The organism is Clostridium felsineum DSM 794 (assembly GCF_002006355.2).
Lineage (GTDB): Bacteria > Bacillota > Clostridia > Clostridiales > Clostridiaceae > Clostridium_S > Clostridium_S felsineum.
On sequence record NZ_CP096980.1, the window covers coordinates 1539072 to 1560311 of the forward strand.

Here is a 21240-nt window from a genome sequence, read left to right on the forward strand (position 1 = left end):
CTATGTAAAAAATCATGTTAGTAATTTTTTTACTCATGTAAACTTATTTGGGGAGTGAAGATGATTGAACAAACAAGAAATTATAGATATGTATTTTAATAAAAACATGTCAGTTAAAGATATTGCTAATAAGTTTTGTAAGAGTAGGACTGCAATATATAAAATCATAAAATCCGACATTAGGTATGAAGAAACTAAAAATTTTAGAGAACAGCAAAAAAATGAATTAGTTAAAGAAAATCAGGATTCAGTTAAGAAATTATTCTTTACTGAAAATAAAAAGGTCTGTGAAATATCAAAGAAACTTCAAATAAGTAATGCATTAGTTACTAGAATTATAAAATTAGACAGTAGATATGAAACTGAAAAGAGTAAGAGAAGAATAGAAAGTAAAAAAAGAAACGTTAAAGCTACCAAAGAAATTATAAATAAAAAAAGACAGAGTATGAGAAGTTCATATGACAATTCAATTGTTAGCGGAATGATGCTACTTCAGAAACAAAATGCAATTTCAATGTCAAGAAATAGAAAAATGTCCACTACTGGAATTGTAGCAGCTAACCTTAATCATTATAATTATGATAGTAAAAGACAAAGATTAGTATTTGATAATTCAAGTGGAGTACGACCAGTAGATTTACCACGTAGTATTAAAATTCATACATGCGACTATATTCCATTAAAAACTTATGAGGAAAGTGAGGTGTAGATAGTATGGATAAAGAAAAATTAAAAGAGGTGATTGAGAAGGCAAAAGCAGGAGATAAGAAAGCCAAAAATATTATTATAAATGATAATATGAAATACATAAAAATCATAGCGAATAAGTTTCGTTTGAAAAATAGGAATTTATCACTGGATGATTTAATTCAAGATGGAGTAATAGCAGTTATTAAAGCTATAAATTCTTATGATATAAATAAATATGTAAAGTTCAATACATATGTTTATAATTTTGTAACTCTAAGTATCATAAGCAATATAAAAAAGAAATACATGACTGTAAAATTACCCCAGGGTATTCATGTTCCTGTTGATATTTTTTCACTGGATGAAAATATTAATGAAATTGAAATTTTATTAGATAAAATTAAGTACGAAGAAAATAAATTTGATTATATAGATGACTATATAAAGTGGGAACAGATATTAAAAAATAAGCTTACAACCTTAGAAAAAAAGATTATATTAAAAACTTATTTTGAGAATAAAACAGTTGAGATTACATCAAATGAATTAAATATAAATAAGAGAAAGGTATCTATATTGAAGCATAGGGCTATTAAGAAAATTAAAAAGTGTGGAAATCATTTAGAGGAGGAATTTTAAATTTCTCCTTTATTTATTTTTTGAGGAGGGAAGTGATGAAAATGTTTGTTGAAAAATTGTTGAAAGGAGGAGGTTAAGTGGATGCACAGTCTTTAAATTCAATTAAAGCAGTATCCCCAGAATTAGTAAGTTCTAAACTTATTGATGTAGTTACAGTTATCTATAATACAATAACGCCAGTTATATATCCTTTAGCGTTATTAGGATATGCTGTAGCTTTTATCTTTTTAATAGGAGGTGCAATATTTCATTCAAAAACTATAAAAAAGATGGGAGGAGTAGATTTTTGTGTTATAACATTGGCACTTATTTTTTATTTCTCAATGCCAGTTTTTATAGGACTTTTGAAAACAATACAAAATGTTGTAATTAAGTAATGAAAGGATGATATGAATGTTAAAAGAAAAGATTAAAAATTTTGGAACAAAGATATGTGTAGGAGCTACTGGTTTAGCTCTAACATTATCTAATTATGTACATGTATATGCAGACAGCCAAATAACAAAACATACACCAAGTGAAGTTGCATCACATATATTTACCGCCAATCAAGGTATAGCCGAAGCCTTTGGTGGTGCTTTAATTGGAATAGCAGTTGTTGTTATAGGAATAAAAATGCTTATGGCAAGTAAGAAACAAGAAGCAAGAAGCGAAGCTATGGATTCAATTTTAACTGTAATAATAGCATCACTTTTAATAGGCGGTTTTGCTATTTTTGCAGGACTGTTCTTTGGATTTGGACAATAAATTTTAGGGCAGAGAAATCTGCCTATTTTTTGGAGGTGAACAATGAGGTACTTTAAAGTCCCATTCAACATAAATGAAGAAGACAAAATTATAGGTGGATATATTTCTTTAAGGCAGTTTGGTTGGATAATACTTTCTGTCTTTTTAATTGCAATTTTATTTTTAGCAAATAGAAGTTATATGACAGTTACAAGAAGCCTAGGTCATTCGCCTAATATAACACTGCATCCAATTAATTTAACCATAAGATTAGTAGTAGCGTTTGCAATTGTTATATTTTCAGCCCTATGTGCTTTTTATAAAGTAGAGGATACTTACAATTTTGATAAATACCTTATAAAAATGCTTAAGTTCAAAATGAGAAATAAAATGTTTAAATTTAGAAAATAGAAGGGAGGAAACTAAATGTTAATTATAGCTTTGGTGTTTCCTATTTTGGCTTTTATATTTTTAGGAAGTGTTGTTTTATATACAAGAAAGAAAAGCAAGCCTAAAAAGACAAAGAGTAATTTAAATGAAGGGGAAAAGGATAGTGAGAGTAGCAAGATAAATAGTAGTGAATTAAAAAAACTCACTGGAATTAAGAAATTAAAGGATAGCAAAATATATATGAAAAACGGCTCTATAAGGGTTAATTTATCAATATCTTCTCCTGACTTTGAGCTTTTAACAGATGAAGAGCAAACTTCTTTTGAAGACTGTCTTATGATGTCAGCCTTGTCATTAAATTTTCCAGTTCAATTTCACACAACCTTGAAGAAAATAGAAATAAGAGAACCGGCGGAGCTTGTGGAAAAAACAATGAATAGTTCGGATACTCTGATTTCAGATAGTTTAAAGGACTACTGCTCACAGCTTTATACATCATATAGGAAGCTTGAAAATGAAAAAGGTATATATGTTAGAAAAAGCTTTTGTACAGTGGGAGCTTATCTTGAAGGAAAGGATGAAAAGAATATTTTAAATGAACTTCAAGCACGAGTAGACAATATAGCTGGAGGACTTTCAAGGGCTAGAATGAAGGTTAATCTGTTAACTTCAGAAGGTGAGGCTCAGCTTTTAGGTGATATATTTAACAGAGGTAAAAATGTAAACATAGAAGATTTAGAGAAAAATGGAGCATTTGATTTATATACAGAGGGAGTTGGAAAGGTTGTTGAAATCGAAGAAGAATAAAAATAAAGATAAAAAAGATAGTCAGAGTGATTTCTTTAAAAAAGGAACTATAAATATTATGGATATTATATCGCCTGATGGAATTATTGAAGGAAAGGATTATATTTATCTAGGTCCAGGAAGATACTCAAGAGTTTACGCCATAATAGGTTTTCCAAGAAATATGACAGTAGGCTATTTAAATGAATTATTTCAAATTGGAGATATTGATATTACAACCTATATTGAAAACATACCAGATGGATCTGTAATAAGAAAACTTACTGGAAAGTATAGTCAGTATATGAGTAATATAAATCTTCAATTAAAACATGGATACTCTATGGATTATGGAATGAAACTGGCGGCAGAAGATTTGGATGAAACAAGAGCACAAATACAGACTAATACAGAAAGAATGTTTTATGTACAGCCTATAGTATTTTTGTGGGGAAAAAATCTAAATGAACTAGAAGAAAAGTCTGAAAAATTCGATACAATTTGTGCAAGAAAATCGCTTGTTAGTAAATGTCTTGTGGGAGATCAACTTAAAGGCTTCTTAACAGGAGTACCTAACCTTAATATGCAGTATTCAGAAGGACTTAGAAATATGGTAACTGGTTCTGTTGCCTGTTTAGTTCCAGTTGGAAATACTGAGCTTTGTCATAAAAATGGAATATTCTATGGTGAAAATATGTTTACTAAATCGCCGATAGTATATAACGAATTTATAGGAGCACCAACCTTAACAAATCCCCACACCTTTGTAAGTGGAACTACAGGCGCAGGAAAATCTGTCTTTTTAAAGCTCAAAGCAGCACGTTCAGCAGCTGCCGGAAGATGGACAGTCGTACTCGATCCACAGGAGGAGTACCGCCCTCTTATAGATAAATTAGGAGGACAGTATATACAGCTTAAACCAGGGGTTAAATCTGGTATAAATCCTTTTGAAATAGAGGTTGAGGAAGATGAAAATGGAAAGAAGAAGATTGATATATATGGAAAACGTTCAGAAATAATAGAAATGATTTCAATATTTTCAGAGAAGTTTAGAAATGGAAATCCACTTCAAGGTGAGGAAATAACAGCAGTAGATGAAAGTGTAGCAAAACTTTATGAAAACTTAGGAATTACAGAAGCGCCTAAAAGTCTTTATGAAGAGAAAACCTATGAAAAGGAAGGTAAGTTTTATACAGGAAACATTAAAAAGGATTTACCAACATTAAGTGATTTAAGAAATATGCTTATTGAAAGAAATAAAACTATAGGCTCACAAGGAGTAAAAGAACTTATAGAGGTTATGAAAATGATAACTGGTGATGGTCCTATGGCAATGTTTGATTGCAAATCTACTATAAATTTTAACAGCAAAATAATTGCTATAAGTTACAAGCATTTAACTGATGAATTTACAAAATTTTATGCTATGATAAACAGCCTGTCATGGATATGGACAACCTTTTCTAACTACAAATACAAGGATATTGAAAAGGAAGTTATAGTTGATGAAGGACATTTATTTGCAAAGTTTGAAAGGTCACTTCATTTTTTAGAGCTTATAGCTAGATTAGGAAGAAAACTTAAAATAGCTCTTACTTTAGCTACTCAGTTTATGCAGGATTTTATAGGTAGTAAAGAGACAGAGGCGATTATACATCTGTGTGGTACAAAAATACTTTTAAAACAAGAAGAAGCTATTGCTAAAAAGGTTTGTGAGTTTTTAGGTCTATCTGCTAGGTGTAGGCAACTTATGACTACCTTTATTTCGGGACAAGCAATACTGCTTTCAGAGCAAGAACTTGTACTTATGCACGTTAAACCCTTTGAGTTTGAATGGGATATGGTGAAAACTTCATAGAAGGGAGGTTTTAAATTGAATTTTATATCGTCAAATGCAGATGCTCCTACTAGAATAATATATGAATATATAAGTGCCTTTGGCGGAATATCAATGGCATTTGCAATAATTATGCTGGGTATAAAAATGCTTATTACAGCACATAAAAAGGATTCAAGAGAAAAAGCTATGGAGTCATTAGGGAAAATAGCAGCTGGTGGTTTTATACTTGGTATAAGTTTAATTCTTGCCGGATTTTTAGGCTGGGTAGCTAATACATCAGGAGTAGAGCTTAATACCAAGAATGTAGCTATAAGTGATACCTCAAAGATAGATAATAGCGATGATGGTGGTTCTTTTGTAGTGCGTGCAGTAGGAGAAGTTATAGACACTGTACCAAAGGCAGTAGATAAAATTGTTGATGCAGGAATTGGATTTAAGCCCTTAGGTGATTTGATTTTTAACACTGACAAGCTTAATTTAGCACCCTTTAAAGATGCAGAGTGGCAAAATTTAAATTACCTATATGTTCTTATGTGTACTTTAGTTGCACCGCTTCTTCTCATTATGATTGCTAAAACAGGTTTTAGTATGATTATATTCTCAGATTCTACTGCTAAAAGAATAGACTTAAAGGAAGAATTAATGAACTGGTTTATTTGTGCTTTTCTTTTAGCCGTAGCTCCATTATTTATTCAAGGCTTATTTGAGCTATTTAATGCTTTTACAGATGCATTAACTACGGCAACAAAATCAATCTTAGGTGATGTATCGAAAAGTCCAGCATTTACTACATCTGCGTTATCTTCATTGAAAACAGGTTCACCAGTAACTACAGCTATAGTGCATCTTCTTTATGCGTGGCAGATAGTTAGAATAAACATAATATTTTTAAGTCGAAAAGTTGTACTTACAGTTATGTACGTGTTTACTCCAATAGCTATTGCATTATGGGGGATAAATCATAAAGTACATGCGGCGGCTATTTGGTTTGGGGAAATAATAACTAATGCATCTATGCAGTTTTTTTATGCCTTTACTTTTACAGCAATGATAGCAGCATTAGGCGCTTCAACATGGCAGGACTGGCTTCTTGCATTAGTATGGATGACAGCTTTAACAAAGATTTCAGAAATGCTTAGAAATTCACTACAAGGATTTTTCACAAAGGTTTCAGGATTGGATGAAACTGCACTGGCAGGAGGAGCACTTGGAACTGTGGGGGCTATAGCAGGAGGCATGACGGCAGCCTTTGGAATGACAGTAGGAGGAAATCACAGCGGTGGAAATAGTGGTGGAGGTTTTAAAGATTTTAAAGCTTCAGAGATAGGAAATAAGGTATTTGGAAATACTCTTGGAGGTTCATTTAAGGGTGGGAATTCTGTAAAGGGTTCAAATTCTTCAATTAAAAATGCTACATCTTTTGGAGACAATCTAAAAGACTACGGAAATTATAATATGGGTGATGGCTTTCCAGTTGGGAACAATGATGAAGAATATAATATGGATAAACCTGATACAACAATAGAACAATTTAAACAAGATAGTGCAAAACAAGGATTAAACAATTCAATTCTAGCAGATAATTTAAATGCTGAAATGTCAAATAATAAGGCAGGAAGTAGAGCAAAAGGAGTTTTAACAGCAATGACAGCAGGAGATCCTATGTTTAAGGGATTAGCTCAGGCAGGAGGAAATCTAGTAGGTGGAGTTCAAAATAGAATTTCAACAGCTAAAGCCATGTATAAGACGGCTTCACAGATGGAGAAGCTGGGACTTGCTAAAGATAAAAAGGAAGCTATGGAGACTTTATTTGGTGGAAATGATGATTTGAAAGCTAACTTTAAAAAGTTAAAAGTTTTAAATAAACCAGCAAATGCATTATTAAATCACACCGCCAATACTAAGGTAGGTAAAACTTTAAGAACAGCTCATAACGTAAGTAGCTTTTCTAAGAATATATCACAGGGAAATAATAGTGCCGCCGCTATGAATTTAGCTAAGGCACATCCATTTAATAGGTTAGAAGATAAAGACAAGACAAAAATCATAGCACAAACTAATCCCTATACATCCATAGATGGCTTTAATGGCTGGTCATAAAATTAAAAATATCTTATAGGAAACAGTTCATACGGTTTGTATAGACTGTTTCTTGTTTTTTGGAAGGGGGGCAAATTAGGTGAAAAATAATAATGGATTAGGCGGTATGTTTAAGAATATGGCTAAAAAGAAAGGTAAAACAGTTCTCAAGGGTTTAATAAAAAAAATAATGTTCCCTTGGGGACTTATTTTTTTATCTTTTTTATTTATTGTGATATTTGCTATATCTGTAGCCAAAACTGGCTTTATGGGTGATCAGACAATAAGTGATAACTTTAATACTTATCAAAACAAAGAGCTTCAGGAGTACTTGTCTAAAAAAGTTAAAGATGCAAATGGTCCGATGGATGATATGTATGGTATGGCAAAAAAGGTGGCGCTTACAGAGGGAAATGTTGAAGGTTTTATATCACTTGCAGAAATGGAAAAAGGGCAAGACATAGATAAGATAGTATCAAAGAATGGACAAACAGGGCTTGCAGGTGCCGAGGATATTATATATGAATATGCAGAGCTTTTAAAGCCAGATTTTAATTATAGGGATGATTATATAGTTACAACGGTTAATATCAACACAAAAGATTCAACAGGTAAAAACGATAATGCAGCACCACAGATTACAAAAGAAAAGGTAAAGCTTTTAACAAGTGCTGATGCACTTAAAGGAAAAGTGGATATAACATATAAAGTTCAATCAGAGACTAAGACAGAAACAAAAACTAGAACATATCAAAAGCCTAAAGATAATCAGCCAATAACTAATGATCCAAATAAAAAACCTGAAATGGAAACAGTAACAGAGACTACGACTACAACAACAAAGGTTGATACTCCAGTGATTGATAAGGTAACTGAAAGTGGAAAGGATATGGAAAGATTAAAAAGTATAATCAAGAAGGAATTTTCAAATGAAGATACTGAGGATAAGCTTAAAATGGCTGCACATTTTGTTATAGAAGGTGCTAGTAATGATTACGATACAAAGAGTCAAAATGGAGATTGGATGAACAAAGACCCTAATGAGGACAGTATAGTAAATGATATATTAGAAGCTGGAGCAGATGGAGGTTTTGAGGGACAAATACCGCTTTTTAGACAGACTGATGCAAGGTGGGCAAATGTACTTTATGGACAGGGAGATGTAGCAACAAGTGGATGTGGTCCAACAAGTTTTGCAATGATAATTTCAGGACTTGGTGGAAATTTAGGATCATGGGATAAAAATAAGGATGGCATATTAGATCCAGGGGAAGCAGCAGAGTATTCAATAGCTTCTGGATACAATAGTTCTAGTGGAGAAGGTACTTCATGGGCGTTATTTGATAGTGGTTCCACTTCAAGATTTGGAATTAATAGTTCAGGTGAAATAGAGTCATCAAACTATAGTTATATATATGACCAACTTAAAAACGGTAATCCAGTAGTTGCAAGTATGCACGCTGGGCATTTTACTAAAGGTGGACATTTTATTGTACTAACTGGAATCGATTCAGATGGACAAGTGCTCATAAATGATCCTAACCCGGCTACAGGTATAAATAAATTTCCAATGGAAGGAATAGCATCAGAAGCCAATGTTTTTTGGGCATTTAACAATCCTAATATAAAGTATGAAAGTTTTATATGTACAGCCTACGGTGGAGTTCATGATGCTATGGAAGGAAGCGGAACTACAGCAGACGGAACAAATCTTGATGGAAAGGATTTTACAAGTAGGGTAATTGCAGTTGATCCAAGTGTAATAAAACTTGGAACTAGGGTGTATCTTCAATTTCCTGATAATAAGAGGTATCAAACTAAAAACGGACAAAGGTATGATTTAAATGGTTGGTATACAGCACATGATACAGGTGGAGCAATAAAAGGTAATCATATAGATTTGTTCATGGGTTTTGGAGGAGCTGAGGATACTGCAAGATGTGATGATTTTGGAACTGTAAATATAAAGGTTAGAAGGTAGATAAAATGAACAGGAAACTTAAATTTATAATTATTATAAGTATTATAACAGCATTGTTTATGGGATTAGGTGTATTCTTATTTTTAAAATTTGTTTATGTAGATAATCATACCATTAATCCTAAAAAAGACATTCAAACTAAGGTTAAAAGTGCAAAATCTAATATAGAAGATGGAAAGGAAAAAAGAGTAAATATCGAAATAAAGCGTGAAAGCAAAAAAAATGATAAGCTTAAAAAGTTTGAGAGCAAGGATGATAATAATGTAAATGTAGGAGCTAATACATCAAATGAAAGAAAGAGTAATGGAAGTTTTTATGTAGACAATATAAATGATTTATACGATGATAAGCTGGTATCTTTAGATGAAATGTTTTTGATAGAGAAAAGGTTAAAAGAAGCAGTAGAAGATATGCCAAAACTTCATAGAGAAACTTTAAATATTAAAAACAATGGTAAAGCTTTGAGTAAATATATATTAAAGAATAAGGACAGAATTGACTACTTGTATGGGATAGATGATGTAAATTCTCTTAGGGCATTAATTAACAAACTCAGTGTTGGAGGAGATAATTCTAAATCAAGGTATGGAGTTATAGACAATTTGAATAAGCAAGATGATAATAATCTAAGATTCATACTGAATGTGCATTTAAATGAAAACAAATGCCAAGCATTTAATATAAACTTAGAGTTTAAACATAATCGAGCTATATTAAATATAAAAATAATGTAGGGACAAATTGCAGACAAAACTAAGAAAAATTGCAGACAAAATAAGGACAAATAGGGAGACCTTTTTGTCATGAATATGATATACAATAGTATTGTCCTTAGAGAAATTATATAAAAATATGTGCTAGTAAAAAATTTACTCATGTAAACTTTTAGTTATCTAGGACTATTCCTCCTTTATTAGTTAAGCAGTTGTTTATTAATTTAAGCAGCTGCTTTTTTGTTGTGTAGAAAAATAAAATATGAGGAGGTAATAAAGAATGAGAGTGGCAATAGCAACAGGAATGACCGAGCTTGATGAAAAGATATGCAGCAACTTTAAAGAAAATGAAGATATACAAATAACAGTGGTAAATTATCGAGAATTCTTTGATAAGGAAAAATTTGATGTTGCAGTTGTATCTAAGCGACTTATGGGAGATATGAATTTAGAACAGTTATTCTTCTTACTGAAATCTAAAAATACTAGAATAATATACTTAACAAGCAGTGATGATGTGTTAGGTGTTAAAAGATGTTTTAAGTATTCCAATGACATACTGTTTGATCCTGTGGAACCCCAAGATGTAATTAAATTAATTTTAAAACCAAATTCATTTTCAGACATTACAGATATTTACTTGAAATATAGCAACATGGAACTTAAAGAGGGTGAGACAGGAACACCAGTTAAGATTATAAAAGAAGGCAGCAACACGCAAACTAGGATTGTAGAAAAAATAGTTGAAAAGCCAGTTAAAGTTACAGAGACAGTATATAAGACTAAAATTTTAAAAAAGAAGGTAATTACTTGCTATACTACAGACAACGCACTTTTGACAGCAGATTTAATTACACAACTTTCTGTGCTTTTATCAAAGAAAACAAATCAAAAGATATTGATTTTAGATTTTAATACATTATTCCCTGTTATGGATAATTTTCTTGGAGTGACTAGGGAAGTAGACATTGAAAGTAAATATGATGTGGAAAAAAGTACAAGTCTTACTTTAATGTATAATGCCATAGAAAGGAATAATTTAAACGAGAGTAATTTTGCTAAGTTTGTTAAAAAGACAAAATATAAAAATTTAGATTTGGCAACAGGAAACTATAATCTAATGTTGTTTGAAAAAACACCTAATGATTATTTTTCAAAAATAGTTAACATAGCAAGTAGGATTTATGACACTATACTTATAAATACAAATCCAGATATAAGTTTGGCAAGTACTTTTGAATCAATAAAAATTGCAACGGATAATATACTTATTGTTAAGCCTAATTATACAAGTATAAGAAACACTCTTCTTTTAGTGGATAGTCTAAAAACTATAGTAAATAAAGAAAAATTAAAGTTTGTTATTTCTGAAATTTCAAGTAGTAGTTTAGATAGTGAGACCATTGAAAAACTCTTTGAGGGATGTAACATAATAGGATATCTTAAAAAAGATACTAGAAAAGAAGAAGCCTTAAATAAGCAAAAACCTTTTATAGATAGTATTGCTTTAAAGAAGAGTGATATAAAACCTTATATAAATATTTTAGAAAAATTTGATTATATTCCTCAAAGTAGATTTTTCGATAAGGTATTTTTCAAAAAAGAGGTGTTATAGATGGGAAAAGTAAACCTAGTAGAAGAGCTTAACTATAAAGACAAAAAAGACATAAATAGAAAAAAGGTGGGAAAAGCAGGGAGTGAACTAATAACTCTAGTGGACAGCATAATAAAGGAGTTTACAGAGAAAAGACCTTATTTAATAAATGATACAGAGAATGGTAAGATTCCAGAGCAATCTCTCAAAAATGAAATACTAAATTATGTAGATGAAAGAGGAATTGAAATAAGCGAAACAAATAGAAACAATTTAATAAAGAGTGTTAAAGATTATTTGTTTGGGTATTATGTAATTCAAGACTTAATTGATAATGAAGAAATTTCAGATGTAAGGGTGCTTTCTTATGATAATATTTGGATAAAAATAAAAGGAAAAAGAATGCCTGCAAAGGTTAAATTTCCTTCAAAAAAATCTTTTGATATATTTTCAAATTACATTGTTATAAAGCTTGGTGGTGTTTTAGATAAAAAGAATGCACTTCAAGTTCTATCAGACAGTACGGAAAAATTTCTTCTAAGAATAAGTGTAAGTTCATCTTTTGTAAATTCTGTTGATAATGCTTATATATCAATAAGAAAACTTCCTAAAAAAAAATTATTTCTTGAAGATTTAATGATTAAGAAAGGTATGTTTAATAACAGTATATATGATTATCTTGTTGAGCAAATAAATGTAGGAGCCAATATACTTTTGTGTGGAAAAGGTGGAAGTGGAAAGACTACTCTCATAAATGCAATGTTAGAAAAAGTTCCATATGATAGATCTGGGCTTATAATACAAGAAGTGAAGGAGTTATTTGCAAGTAAGCATCCTAACATGATGTCACAAAAAGAAATAACTGAATATACTTTAAATGGATTTACGAGATTTGCAATGACTGAAGATTTAGACATGATAATAATAGGAGAGATAAAAGGTAAAGAATCTTTAAGTCTTTCTAAGGTAATTGGCACAGGACATATTGGTTGGGCTTCTGTACATTCCAATAGCTCAAAAGAAGCTGTTGAAAAAATGGTTGATTATATGTTGGAAGGAAATCCTAATTTGAGCAGATATGCTATATTAAAATTACTTTCAGCAATAGACATTATAATATTTATGAAAGATTTTAAAGTTAATGAAATAACGGAGGTTTCGGGCTTTGATGAGAATAATAAGGAGCTTGATTTTAACTCTGTATTTAAATTTAATAAGGGAAGTTTTGAAAAGTTAAATGACAGCTGCGAAAAAGTACAGAGAAAAATACAATATTATGATTATTTTAATGGCGGTGATAAATGATGATTATTGCCTTACATTTAATTTTATTTTTAGTTGTTATTGTTGTATCTTATGGTATTACAAAGCTTTTTATAAATAAAAATAAAATAAATAAGGTACTGTCCTATTTGGATAAAAAGTACAGAGAAAGGTTGTTAGATAAAAAGGTAGATGAAGCATACAGAAAGAAGAAAAAGAATATCTTTGGAAAATTAGATTCACTAATATATATGTCAGGCATAAGAAAATACTTTAAATATATGAACTCCGAGTTATTTGTCGTAGGAGTTTTTATTATATCCTTCTTATTTTCAGCTTTTATTTTTAAACTATATGAAAGTTGGATATTTACTGTTGAGGCATTTTTAGCAATACCTCTTATTTTTTATGGGATTTTAAAACAAATGATCCAAATAAATTTTGATAGAATTGATAATAGCATAATGTTTTTCATAAGTTCATTAAAAAGTAATGCTAATATAGAAAACAATATTGTTTTCATGATGAAAGAAACAACTAAAAAACTTAAGGAACCAATCAGAACATACAATGATGATTTTATAAGAGATATACGATTTGGAATTCCTATAGAAAAAGCCTTTGAAAATTATATAAACAAAGTTGAAAATATAAGACTTAAGAATATACTTAAAAACTTATATATATGTTCCATAAACAATGCTAATTATTCAAAGCTCCTTGATAAAACTAGGGTAGTGGTTAGAAATTATTATGAGGGAAAAGAGAAGAGGAAGAAAAAAGTTAGGTCAGCACAAATAAGTATTATGGCAATAGTAGGGGTAAGTTTAGTAATATTACATTCCCTCTCTGGAATTACAAGTAACTTTTATGCTCTTTTGACAAGAACAACAGCAGGACAAATTCTTGTTGGATATATGATATGTGTAGTTCTGATAGCAATATACAAATGTATAACTCTTAAAGAGTTTAATTATTAGAAATTAGAAAGGGGTGCAAAAATGGAATATGTTGTTTTGAATACTGCACTTCTTATATGTATGCTTATAATTGCATACTACATCAGGAGGACAGTTAAGTTTCGATTTAGTAAACAATACAGAAATATTAAAAAAAGTAATGAAGGAAACAAGAAGGATAATGTTTCACTGGTTAAATATTTTAATATACACAAAATAGAAAGGAAACTTATTATATGCGGTAATCCGCTAAAATTAACGGTTAATAGATATATACTACTAAAAATTTTATTAGCAGTTATTTTTTTAATAACAGGATTTAGTTATATGGGTATTAATCCAGTTGGATTTACTGTAGCCTTAATAACAGCTATATTAGGTTTTTTTTCAGTAGATATAGTAAATTATTTGAGTAATGAGGATGATAAAAATAAAATAAGGATGGATTTAGCAGATGTTTATGATCTTATAAGTTTACAAACAGTTGCAGGAGTAAATCTTGGGCATGCATTATTGGGGGCACATGCAGTTTGTAAAAGTAAAAGATTCAAGAAAAGTCTTATAAGATTGGCGGCTAAAATAAACTTATCTAAAAATATTGAAATGGCACTTAATGAATTTAATAATGAGTATGATATGCATGAGATAGATTCTTTTGTTGCACTTATGAAGGAAAGCTTATCAAGTGGTTTAAAAGAAGAAGCAATAGACGATCAAAGTTCAGCCTTGAAAGCTGTAAACTCTTTTTATACATCTAGTGAGACGGAAAAAATAGATATGTATATTTTAATTATATCCATGCTACTTTTAGGAGGAATTATTGCAATTGTTTACTATGCTATAGGTGTTAACTTAATGCAAAGTGCTCATAAGATTTTTAGTTAATGATAATTTAATATTTGTTTTATGGGTTACAGGAAACTGTGACCTTTTTTATTGTAATGAAAAATTTTAAAAGAAGAGAGTGTTGTAAAAATGAAAAATTTAGGAATTGTATTGGCTACAAAGGTAGTGTCTTTAAAGGAAGGAGTTAAAAATAAAGTTTTAAAGAATAAGAAAGGAGAGGTAAACACTGTAGCGGTTTTAGTAATTATAGCAGTATTTTTACTCATAACCTACCCTATGTATAAAACGCTTATAAGTGGATTTATGTCAAGCGTACAAACGTGGTTCTCAAATACTACTAAAAATATATTCTCTTAATAGGATCACTTAAGGGAGTGATTATGTGTTAAAAAAACGATTAAAACAAAAAAGTGAAGGCAGTATTGAGGTTGTTGTTGCAACCTTAATTGCTGTTTTTGTTATTGGAACTATTATGGTGTATTTTACAGAAAATATGATTCCAATAAACACCAAAATTAAAGCTGAGACTATAGTAAGAAAGTATATGTTGAAAGAGGAAGAGAATGGGTACTTATCTAATGAAAATATATCAGCGATTGAATCTGAATTTAAGACTATAGGAATAAGTAATGTAAACATTTCAGCTATTACTTCTCCAGTGACATATGGGAGTGATGTATATTTAAATGTAAGTTACAAAGATAATGTGAAAAAGATAACTGTTACCAATAGTATAATACCAAGCTTTACTAGTGAAGAAAAAATTGTGAATATACAAAAGAGTTCTACTAGTAAAAAGGTAATAGTTCCTTAAAATGAGGTGGTGATAATGAAGAAAATAAGAAAGGTGTATAGTAAAATTTTAAAAAAGAAAAATGAAGGTAATACTGCAATAGCTATATTAAGTTTATTTACGATTATACTTATTGGACTATTTGGAATGTTTATTTTATTTCATCAAGTTTTAGTAAGTAGAGCTGAAGGAGTTCAAGATGATGTAACTTTATCAAATCTTGCAACTTATAAAAATATAGACCAACAAGCTTTAGCTATAAATAATAGTGATTTGAGAATAACAGATGCCGAAGGAGCTTTTGAAACATTCAAGCAATACTTACAGAAAAATATGAGACTTGATTCTAATATGAATGGATTAAGTGACAGTGTTGCTGATGGCACAGTTACAATAAAAGAATTTACAATCTACAATGTTAAAGAAAATGATGTTGAAATATTTACATATAGTGATAATACACATATTTTTGTAATGAATGAAGTTAAAGATAAAAATATAGGTATTGTTAAAACTGTAAATAATGCAATAGTAAAAAATACAACTGTACATGCAACTATTCAGTACAATATAGACTTAATGTTTAGTAATAAAAAAGAAGTTACAACATCTGTTGGTACGGATCTAGTTAAAAACTAAATAAGAGAGGATGATAAAAGTGCATTTTAGAGTTAAAACACTTATAGGAACTGTTTTTATTGCAACTGCTTTGTTCGGAACACTAATTTATATAGAAGATAAAGCTGTGAATAAAATACCAAAAACAGAAGTTTTAGTTGCAACAAAGGATATAAATCAAGGTAATTTAATTAAAGAAAGTGATTTTAAAAAGGTTCAATATAGTTCTAGTGATGTTAATGATAATGATATTAAGAACTTTGATGACATAAAAGATAAGTATGCTTTATCCAATTTATATAAAGGTGAAACTATTAATAAGAATAGAATAGCAGATAAAGATGATAATTCAAAAATATTTTTGAAGAAAAACGAAAAGGAAATTTCGATACCTATTAATAAAATAAATGGCGATGTTTTTGCAGGAACTCTTAGAAAAGGAGATGTAGTAGATATAGCACATACTGTAAATAACAATACTCAAGGAGTAGAAAATCAAGCACAAATAGACGGAAGACATGTAAAGATTTTAGGTGCGGTTGATTCGCAAGGTAAATTTTTAAATGATAATGACAAAAATGTTGTTGCAGCATCAATATTGATCGCTGGATCAGAAGATGAATTTATAAAGATATCAGGTCACCTATCTTCTGGTTATTTTACAATAGCAAAATCTTCAATAGCAAAATAAATAAAGTTGCCTTATTTATATAGAAAATAATTAAAAAATTAAATTTAAAAGTTTAAATTCATTTGCAAACTTATAAATTAGATTGTAAAATGAAATTAATAAAAGGAAATAAAAAGTTATTTATGAAAAAACATATAAATAAGGAGAATTATGATGGGAAAGATGAAGATATTAATAAAGAATATTTTAAATATGTCTGTAAAGACAAAAATAATTGCTGGAACTGTAGCAGTTGTAATAGCTGGAGGCGGAGCAACTGGCGTTATTTATAAAATACATTTAAACAATTTAGCACAGGCAAAACAAATTCAAGAACATAAAACAGCTTTAGCAAAAAAAGCAAAAGTTAAGGCAGATAAAATAAAAAAACAAAAGGAAGAAGAGGCTAAGAAAGCAGCTGAAGCCAAAAAAGCACAAGAAGTGGCACAACAGCAAGCAGCACAAAAAGCTGCACAGGATGCTGCTCAAGCGGCAGCTCAACAAGAACAAAAACAGCAACAAGTAGCACAATCACAACAGAAGCAATCGAGTGGAAAGAATAATTCTTCATCTGTAGGTAGTAAAGATAATCCTAATCCTTCAAATAATAATGGAGGTTCTAGAGTTATAAGCCAAGGAGGTAGTCCTTCTTCTGGTAAAGGTCACTCAAGTGGAAATGAATCTAATGGTGGTCATTCAGGCGGAAATGGTCCTTCAAATTCTGGGGGAAATAACGGAGGGGATCATAGTAGTTATCAAGCACCAGTATCAAAAAGTAATTTTGATACGAGTCATATTGGAGAAAATGTAGGCAAACAACAACCAACACAAAGTGAGGTTGATCAACTTGCGAATATGAGTAATTAAACTAATTTTTAAGTGTATCAGATAAATGGTACGCTTATTTTTTTATCATTATTTTTTGAAAGGAGTCGGTTGAATTGTGAATAAAAAAATATTTATTGCATCTTTAAGTTTACTTTTTGTGTTGCAATTTAAGGTTAATATATTTGCATCAACACAGATATATGATGCTTACGAAGGTGTTGATAATTGGCTATCGAACAATCTGAGTTATTCACCAGCAGGAGGTAATTTTAATAGTAAGCCTAATGCACCACGTAATAATATGAGAGCACTTCCTAATATGTCCAAAACTAGTAATTGGGATAATTTTTATGATCATGGAAGGTATTGGTCATTTGATAGTAATAGGGTGATACAAGCATTAGATAATAGATATAATTTGCCAAGCACAGTTATGTATTATCTTAATGATATTAACCAACATGGACAAATGTATTATGACAATGGAGTACCTAATGCATATTGTGCATACTATTATATCTTTTACAGAAGACCAAAACCATACTTTGTTTACACAAAATTGTCAGATGAAAATTATTATAAAGATGTAGCAGGCTCATACTGGATTAAGCCTAATAAAAGTATAAATATAACTTCTAAATGGTTTGATAATGAAGGAAGAATGGATTTGGGCAAAGTATTTCTTAGGTTTACTAATAGTGTAAATGATGAAGTCTATCATCAATTTTATTCATCTAATATTAATGTAGTGTCTTTTGATAATAATGTGAATTTTATGCCTAGTGGTGATAGCGATTGTGACAGTAACGGATATGGTGCTATATTTAACTTTGCTATTACTAAGAATAACGCTGATGTGCAAGTGAGTACTTCGGCGCAAAATAGTCAAGGTACTGCTTATCATGGAGGTAATAAAAATAGTGAAAATTGGGGACCTGCTGGAGATCAAGAGTGGATAAATAATTTTATGATAAAGACAGATGGAGATGCACCTGATTATGGAAGAACTTATATAGATAACTTATCACCTACTGGCTTTGATGTATGTATTGATAATGTTAGAGACTCAAGAAGCGGAGTTAAAAGTGTACAATTTTTAGATAGTGGTGTTTATAAAAATACTGAAAACATTGGAAATGGACTATATAGGTATCATTACAATTTAAATAGCGATAGTGATACTTATTCAATAAAAGTAAAATTAACAGATAATGTAGGAAATGAGCAAGTAGTCAAAGCTCCAACGGCTAAGCCAACAGCATTATTTAATTGCCAAAATTCTATATTTCAGAATCAGGAATTAGATATGTCTGATACATCTAACTCAAATGATCCTAAGGATATTGTAAATAGTAATAAACAATTTCAGTATTCAGGAGATAACGGAAGCACTTGGAATGATTTAAATTTACAGCAGCAGACGTCTCAAGTCAACTATTCTTCACATGTATCAAATGAAGGATGGGAAAATGCTGTTGATGATGGTACTATTTCAGGGAATTTAAGCAACCAAGATTTATATAGTTTTCAAGCTTTGAAAATTCAATTGAATAATAATAAAGTAAGTGGTATGGGTATAAAATATCGTGCGCATTGTGCCAGTATAGGTTGGCAAGACTGGGTATCTGATGGAGCTATGGCAGGAACAACGGGACAAGGATTGAACTTGCAAGCTTTAAATGTAGAACTTACAAACGCACCGCAAGGTATGCATGTGTATTATCAAGCATGTATACAGGGTGATGGATGGCAAGATTGGGTTTCAGATGGTCAACAAGCAGGAACAACAGGACAAAATAAAGCTATTATTGCGTTAAGGATAAAAGTAGTTAATTTGAATTATAAACTGGCTCCATATTCTTTAGAACCTGGTAATTATCAAGTAAGGGAGAAGGTACAGAATATGGACAGTAAGAGGTGGTCGTATTATTATATCAGGAATCTATTAATAAAAAGTTTAATACCTATAAATGCCTCTTTAGAGGTCCAGCAGTATGACTATAAAGAAAATGATAATAACTATTGGGTGCGTCCTAATAGTGTGTTTGGTGTGTACACAAATGGATATTTTCCACAATCTTATGGGATATATCCTTCAAGGACTTATGTGTTGTTTGCTAAGGATGGCAATATGACAGTAAACAGTGCTAGAGAGTATGCAGATATAAGCGGTCATTATTCCAATGGTTCTGATTATAGTCAGCAATTTAATTTTTTAAATAACGGAGATAGAGCAGTACAAAGTTCTTTGAATAGTAATAATTATTTGAGTGCAGTTCATAGGCTCACTGCTAAGAATGATGGTGATAGCTTCAAGTTATTTTACACAAATAGTTGCATAACAAATAAAGAATATGCAGCATCTTATCAAGATAGTGGTAAATGGCTTCATATTGATGGTAAAGCTCCAACAGGAGTTATAAGTTATGGGGTAAATGGTGAGACAGTTAATATATGTGGTGCAGATATGACAGATAATGATGGCTCTGGTATAAAAGAAGTGTACTCAATTGTGACAGATCCAGACACAGGAAAAAGTATGAAAGTAAATTTGCATAAGAAAGATAATCTTGATAACTGGGAAACTGGCAATTTTGATGCATACGCTTTAGCTCAAGGTGATAAAGTTAATATTAAAACTTATGCTACAGATAATGTAGGTAATACTGCACTGCTAGAAGATAAGACTATAGATTTCCTAACAATTAAAGCTACACTAACACCGGATAGTGCAAAGCAGGGACAGCAGGTTACTTTTGATATTACAACTACAGGGTATGCTAAATATTTGTATATCTATCCACCTGAAGATATAACATCACAGGATAAAGTAAATACATTTCCACTTTACAAGGAAATCAAAGAGGAGCCAATACATGAAGAAAAAATAAATTATATAATACCTCTTACTGTTCCACAAACTTATACAACGGATGGAAGAAGAAGACAACCATATATTATACGTATAGATGCTAAAAAAGATAATGGACATACTGTAACAGCATATGTTAAGTTGGACGTTTGTGATAATGTCTTAAGTGGTATTAAGACAGAAATCATTGATACAGGTCAGGATGTAAATAAATAATTAAGAGGCGGATAGGCAGAAATGTTTATTCGCTTTTTCTATTTTTTGTGTAAGTGAAAATTAGTAAAAAGGGGATGAAATATGTTAGTAATATTAATTTTTATATGTGGGTTATTTTGCGGAAGTATGATTGAATGGGTTGCAAGAAAAGTTCCTAAAGAAAAAAAGGGAGATGAATTAAGAAAAGATGCCTTTAGGTATATTAAGAGATTAATTAATAGACGTATAATTGTAACTTTTTCAATTGGATTAATTTATTGTGCTTTTTACTTAAAATATAAAGTATCAATAGATTTTTTAAAGTACTGCGCTGTAAGTTCTGTATTAATATTAATTGCAATCATAGACTACAAAACTAAGTATGTTTATTTTTCAACTATACTTGTAGCTCTTGTGATTAATTCTATATTTATATTTGTAGAATTTTTTAATGGAACTGACATAAAAGTATATGTTATGGGAGCTGTTTTTGCATTGGTGGTTTCAACAATATTAGCATTTTTAAAAGTTTTTGGTTGGGGTGATGTGGAAATATTCTTGGTGTGTGGACTTCTAACTGGACTTAATAATACAGCAATTATTATGCTGGATTCAATAGTTATTTGCGGATTATACGGAATTTACCTAATGCTTAAAGAAAGAAAAATATTAATTAAAATGAGGGTGGCTTTCGGACCATATATAGTAGCTTCACTATTGTTTACAATTATGATTTTAAAATAAGAAAGGAAAATTTA

21 protein-coding genes are annotated in these 21240 nt (G+C 30.3%); all 21 read left to right on the forward strand.

The features are described 5' to 3' along the window. Positions 1-64 precede the first annotated feature (64 nt). Entirely contained in the window at positions 65-709 is a 645-nt protein-coding gene (locus tag CLFE_RS07230; RefSeq protein ID WP_077895258.1) for a hypothetical protein, read from the forward strand. A 5-nt stretch (positions 710-714) separates the two neighbouring features. Beyond that, complete coding sequence (locus CLFE_RS07235; RefSeq protein WP_077895257.1) at positions 715-1329, forward strand: sigma-70 family RNA polymerase sigma factor; 615 nt, start codon at positions 715-717, stop codon at positions 1327-1329. A 77-nt stretch (positions 1330-1406) separates the two neighbouring features. After that, positions 1407-1706, forward strand: coding sequence for a hypothetical protein (locus CLFE_RS07240; protein ID WP_242951722.1), 300 nt, complete (start codon positions 1407-1409; stop codon positions 1704-1706). Between the two features lie 16 nt (positions 1707-1722). Continuing rightward, on the forward strand, positions 1723-2076 hold the full coding sequence (locus tag CLFE_RS07245) for a hypothetical protein (protein WP_242951721.1): 354 nt from the start codon (positions 1723-1725) through the stop codon (positions 2074-2076). 42 nt (positions 2077-2118) lie between these two features. Further along, a complete protein-coding gene (locus CLFE_RS07250; RefSeq protein ID WP_077895256.1) occupies positions 2119-2466 on the forward strand; it encodes a PrgI family protein in 348 nt (115 codons plus the stop codon). A 15-nt stretch (positions 2467-2481) separates the two neighbouring features. Continuing rightward, complete coding sequence (locus tag CLFE_RS07255) at positions 2482-3252, forward strand: hypothetical protein (RefSeq protein ID WP_077895255.1); 771 nt, start codon at positions 2482-2484, stop codon at positions 3250-3252. Beyond that, complete coding sequence (locus CLFE_RS07260) at positions 3230-5089, forward strand: VirB4 family type IV secretion system protein (RefSeq protein WP_250944748.1); 1860 nt, start codon at positions 3230-3232, stop codon at positions 5087-5089. Before CLFE_RS07255 ends, CLFE_RS07260 begins: the two co-directional genes overlap by 23 nt. A gap of 15 nt (positions 5090-5104) precedes the next feature. Further along, a complete protein-coding gene (locus CLFE_RS07265) occupies positions 5105-7171 on the forward strand; it encodes a hypothetical protein (protein WP_077894697.1) in 2067 nt (688 codons plus the stop codon). 79 nt (positions 7172-7250) lie between these two features. Next, positions 7251-9131 carry a 3D domain-containing protein gene (locus tag CLFE_RS24460; protein WP_077894698.1) on the forward strand — a complete coding sequence of 627 codons (1881 nt, stop codon included), beginning with the start codon at positions 7251-7253 and terminating at the stop codon, positions 9129-9131. Between the two features lie 5 nt (positions 9132-9136). Next, on the forward strand, positions 9137-9865 hold the full coding sequence (locus CLFE_RS07280) for a hypothetical protein (RefSeq protein ID WP_077894699.1): 729 nt from the start codon (positions 9137-9139) through the stop codon (positions 9863-9865). Positions 9866-10124: 259 nt separating this feature from the next. Next, positions 10125-11459, forward strand: coding sequence for a MinD/ParA family ATP-binding protein (locus CLFE_RS07285; protein ID WP_077894700.1), 1335 nt, complete (start codon positions 10125-10127; stop codon positions 11457-11459). Next, the gene (locus CLFE_RS07290; protein WP_077894701.1) at positions 11460-12743 is read left to right on the forward strand and encodes an ATPase, T2SS/T4P/T4SS family; all 1284 of its coding nucleotides are present in this window, start codon (positions 11460-11462) and stop codon (positions 12741-12743) included. Beyond that, positions 12740-13681 carry a type II secretion system F family protein gene (locus CLFE_RS07295; protein WP_077894702.1) on the forward strand — a complete coding sequence of 314 codons (942 nt, stop codon included), beginning with the start codon at positions 12740-12742 and terminating at the stop codon, positions 13679-13681. Before CLFE_RS07290 ends, CLFE_RS07295 begins: the two co-directional genes overlap by 4 nt. A 21-nt stretch (positions 13682-13702) precedes the next feature. Beyond that, entirely contained in the window at positions 13703-14545 is an 843-nt protein-coding gene (locus CLFE_RS07300; protein WP_077894703.1) for a type II secretion system F family protein, read from the forward strand. A 90-nt stretch (positions 14546-14635) separates the two neighbouring features. Next, positions 14636-14863 (forward strand): hypothetical protein, encoded by a 228-nt coding sequence (locus CLFE_RS07305; protein WP_077834937.1) that lies wholly within the window; start codon positions 14636-14638, stop codon positions 14861-14863. Between the two features lie 25 nt (positions 14864-14888). Then, positions 14889-15320 (forward strand): hypothetical protein, encoded by a 432-nt coding sequence (locus CLFE_RS07310; protein WP_077894704.1) that lies wholly within the window; start codon positions 14889-14891, stop codon positions 15318-15320. 15 nt (positions 15321-15335) lie between these two features. Then, entirely contained in the window at positions 15336-15938 is a 603-nt protein-coding gene (locus CLFE_RS07315) for a hypothetical protein (protein ID WP_077894705.1), read from the forward strand. A 19-nt stretch (positions 15939-15957) separates the two neighbouring features. Beyond that, the gene (cpaB, locus tag CLFE_RS07320) at positions 15958-16608 is read left to right on the forward strand and encodes a Flp pilus assembly protein CpaB (protein WP_077894706.1); all 651 of its coding nucleotides are present in this window, start codon (positions 15958-15960) and stop codon (positions 16606-16608) included. Positions 16609-16761: 153 nt separating this feature from the next. After that, positions 16762-17454, forward strand: coding sequence for a hypothetical protein (locus tag CLFE_RS07325; protein WP_077894707.1), 693 nt, complete (start codon positions 16762-16764; stop codon positions 17452-17454). Between the two features lie 76 nt (positions 17455-17530). After that, positions 17531-20503: a hypothetical protein gene (locus CLFE_RS07330; RefSeq protein WP_077894708.1), complete on the forward strand. Its 2973-nt coding sequence runs from the start codon at positions 17531-17533 to the stop codon at positions 20501-20503. Positions 20504-20584: 81 nt separating this feature from the next. Continuing rightward, a complete protein-coding gene (locus CLFE_RS07335; protein WP_077894709.1) occupies positions 20585-21226 on the forward strand; it encodes a prepilin peptidase in 642 nt (213 codons plus the stop codon). Positions 21227-21240: the final 14 nt, after the last annotated feature.

Excerpts from the sequence above, each read along its gene's own strand:
- CLFE_RS07300 (WP_077894703.1), top strand. The coding sequence starts at position 13,703 with ATGGAATATGTTGTTTTGAATACTGCACTTCTTATATGTATGCTTATA.
- CLFE_RS07285 (WP_077894700.1), top strand. The coding sequence starts at position 10,125 with ATGAGAGTGGCAATAGCAACAGGAATGACCGAGCTTGATGAAAAGATA.
- CLFE_RS07235 (WP_077895257.1), top strand. The coding sequence starts at position 715 with ATGGATAAAGAAAAATTAAAAGAGGTGATTGAGAAGGCAAAAGCAGGA.
- CLFE_RS07245 (WP_242951721.1), top strand. The coding sequence starts at position 1,723 with ATGTTAAAAGAAAAGATTAAAAATTTTGGAACAAAGATATGTGTAGGA.
- CLFE_RS07315 (WP_077894705.1), top strand. The coding sequence starts at position 15,336 with ATGAAGAAAATAAGAAAGGTGTATAGTAAAATTTTAAAAAAGAAAAAT.
- CLFE_RS07335 (WP_077894709.1), top strand. The coding sequence starts at position 20,585 with ATGTTAGTAATATTAATTTTTATATGTGGGTTATTTTGCGGAAGTATG.
- CLFE_RS07305 (WP_077834937.1), top strand. The coding sequence starts at position 14,636 with ATGAAAAATTTAGGAATTGTATTGGCTACAAAGGTAGTGTCTTTAAAG.
- CLFE_RS07290 (WP_077894701.1), top strand. The coding sequence starts at position 11,460 with ATGGGAAAAGTAAACCTAGTAGAAGAGCTTAACTATAAAGACAAAAAA.
- CLFE_RS07250 (WP_077895256.1), top strand. The coding sequence starts at position 2,119 with ATGAGGTACTTTAAAGTCCCATTCAACATAAATGAAGAAGACAAAATT.
- CLFE_RS07325 (WP_077894707.1), top strand. The coding sequence starts at position 16,762 with ATGGGAAAGATGAAGATATTAATAAAGAATATTTTAAATATGTCTGTA.
- CLFE_RS07280 (WP_077894699.1), top strand. The coding sequence starts at position 9,137 with ATGAACAGGAAACTTAAATTTATAATTATTATAAGTATTATAACAGCA.
- CLFE_RS07295 (WP_077894702.1), top strand. The coding sequence starts at position 12,740 with ATGATGATTATTGCCTTACATTTAATTTTATTTTTAGTTGTTATTGTT.
- CLFE_RS07255 (WP_077895255.1), top strand. The coding sequence starts at position 2,482 with ATGTTAATTATAGCTTTGGTGTTTCCTATTTTGGCTTTTATATTTTTA.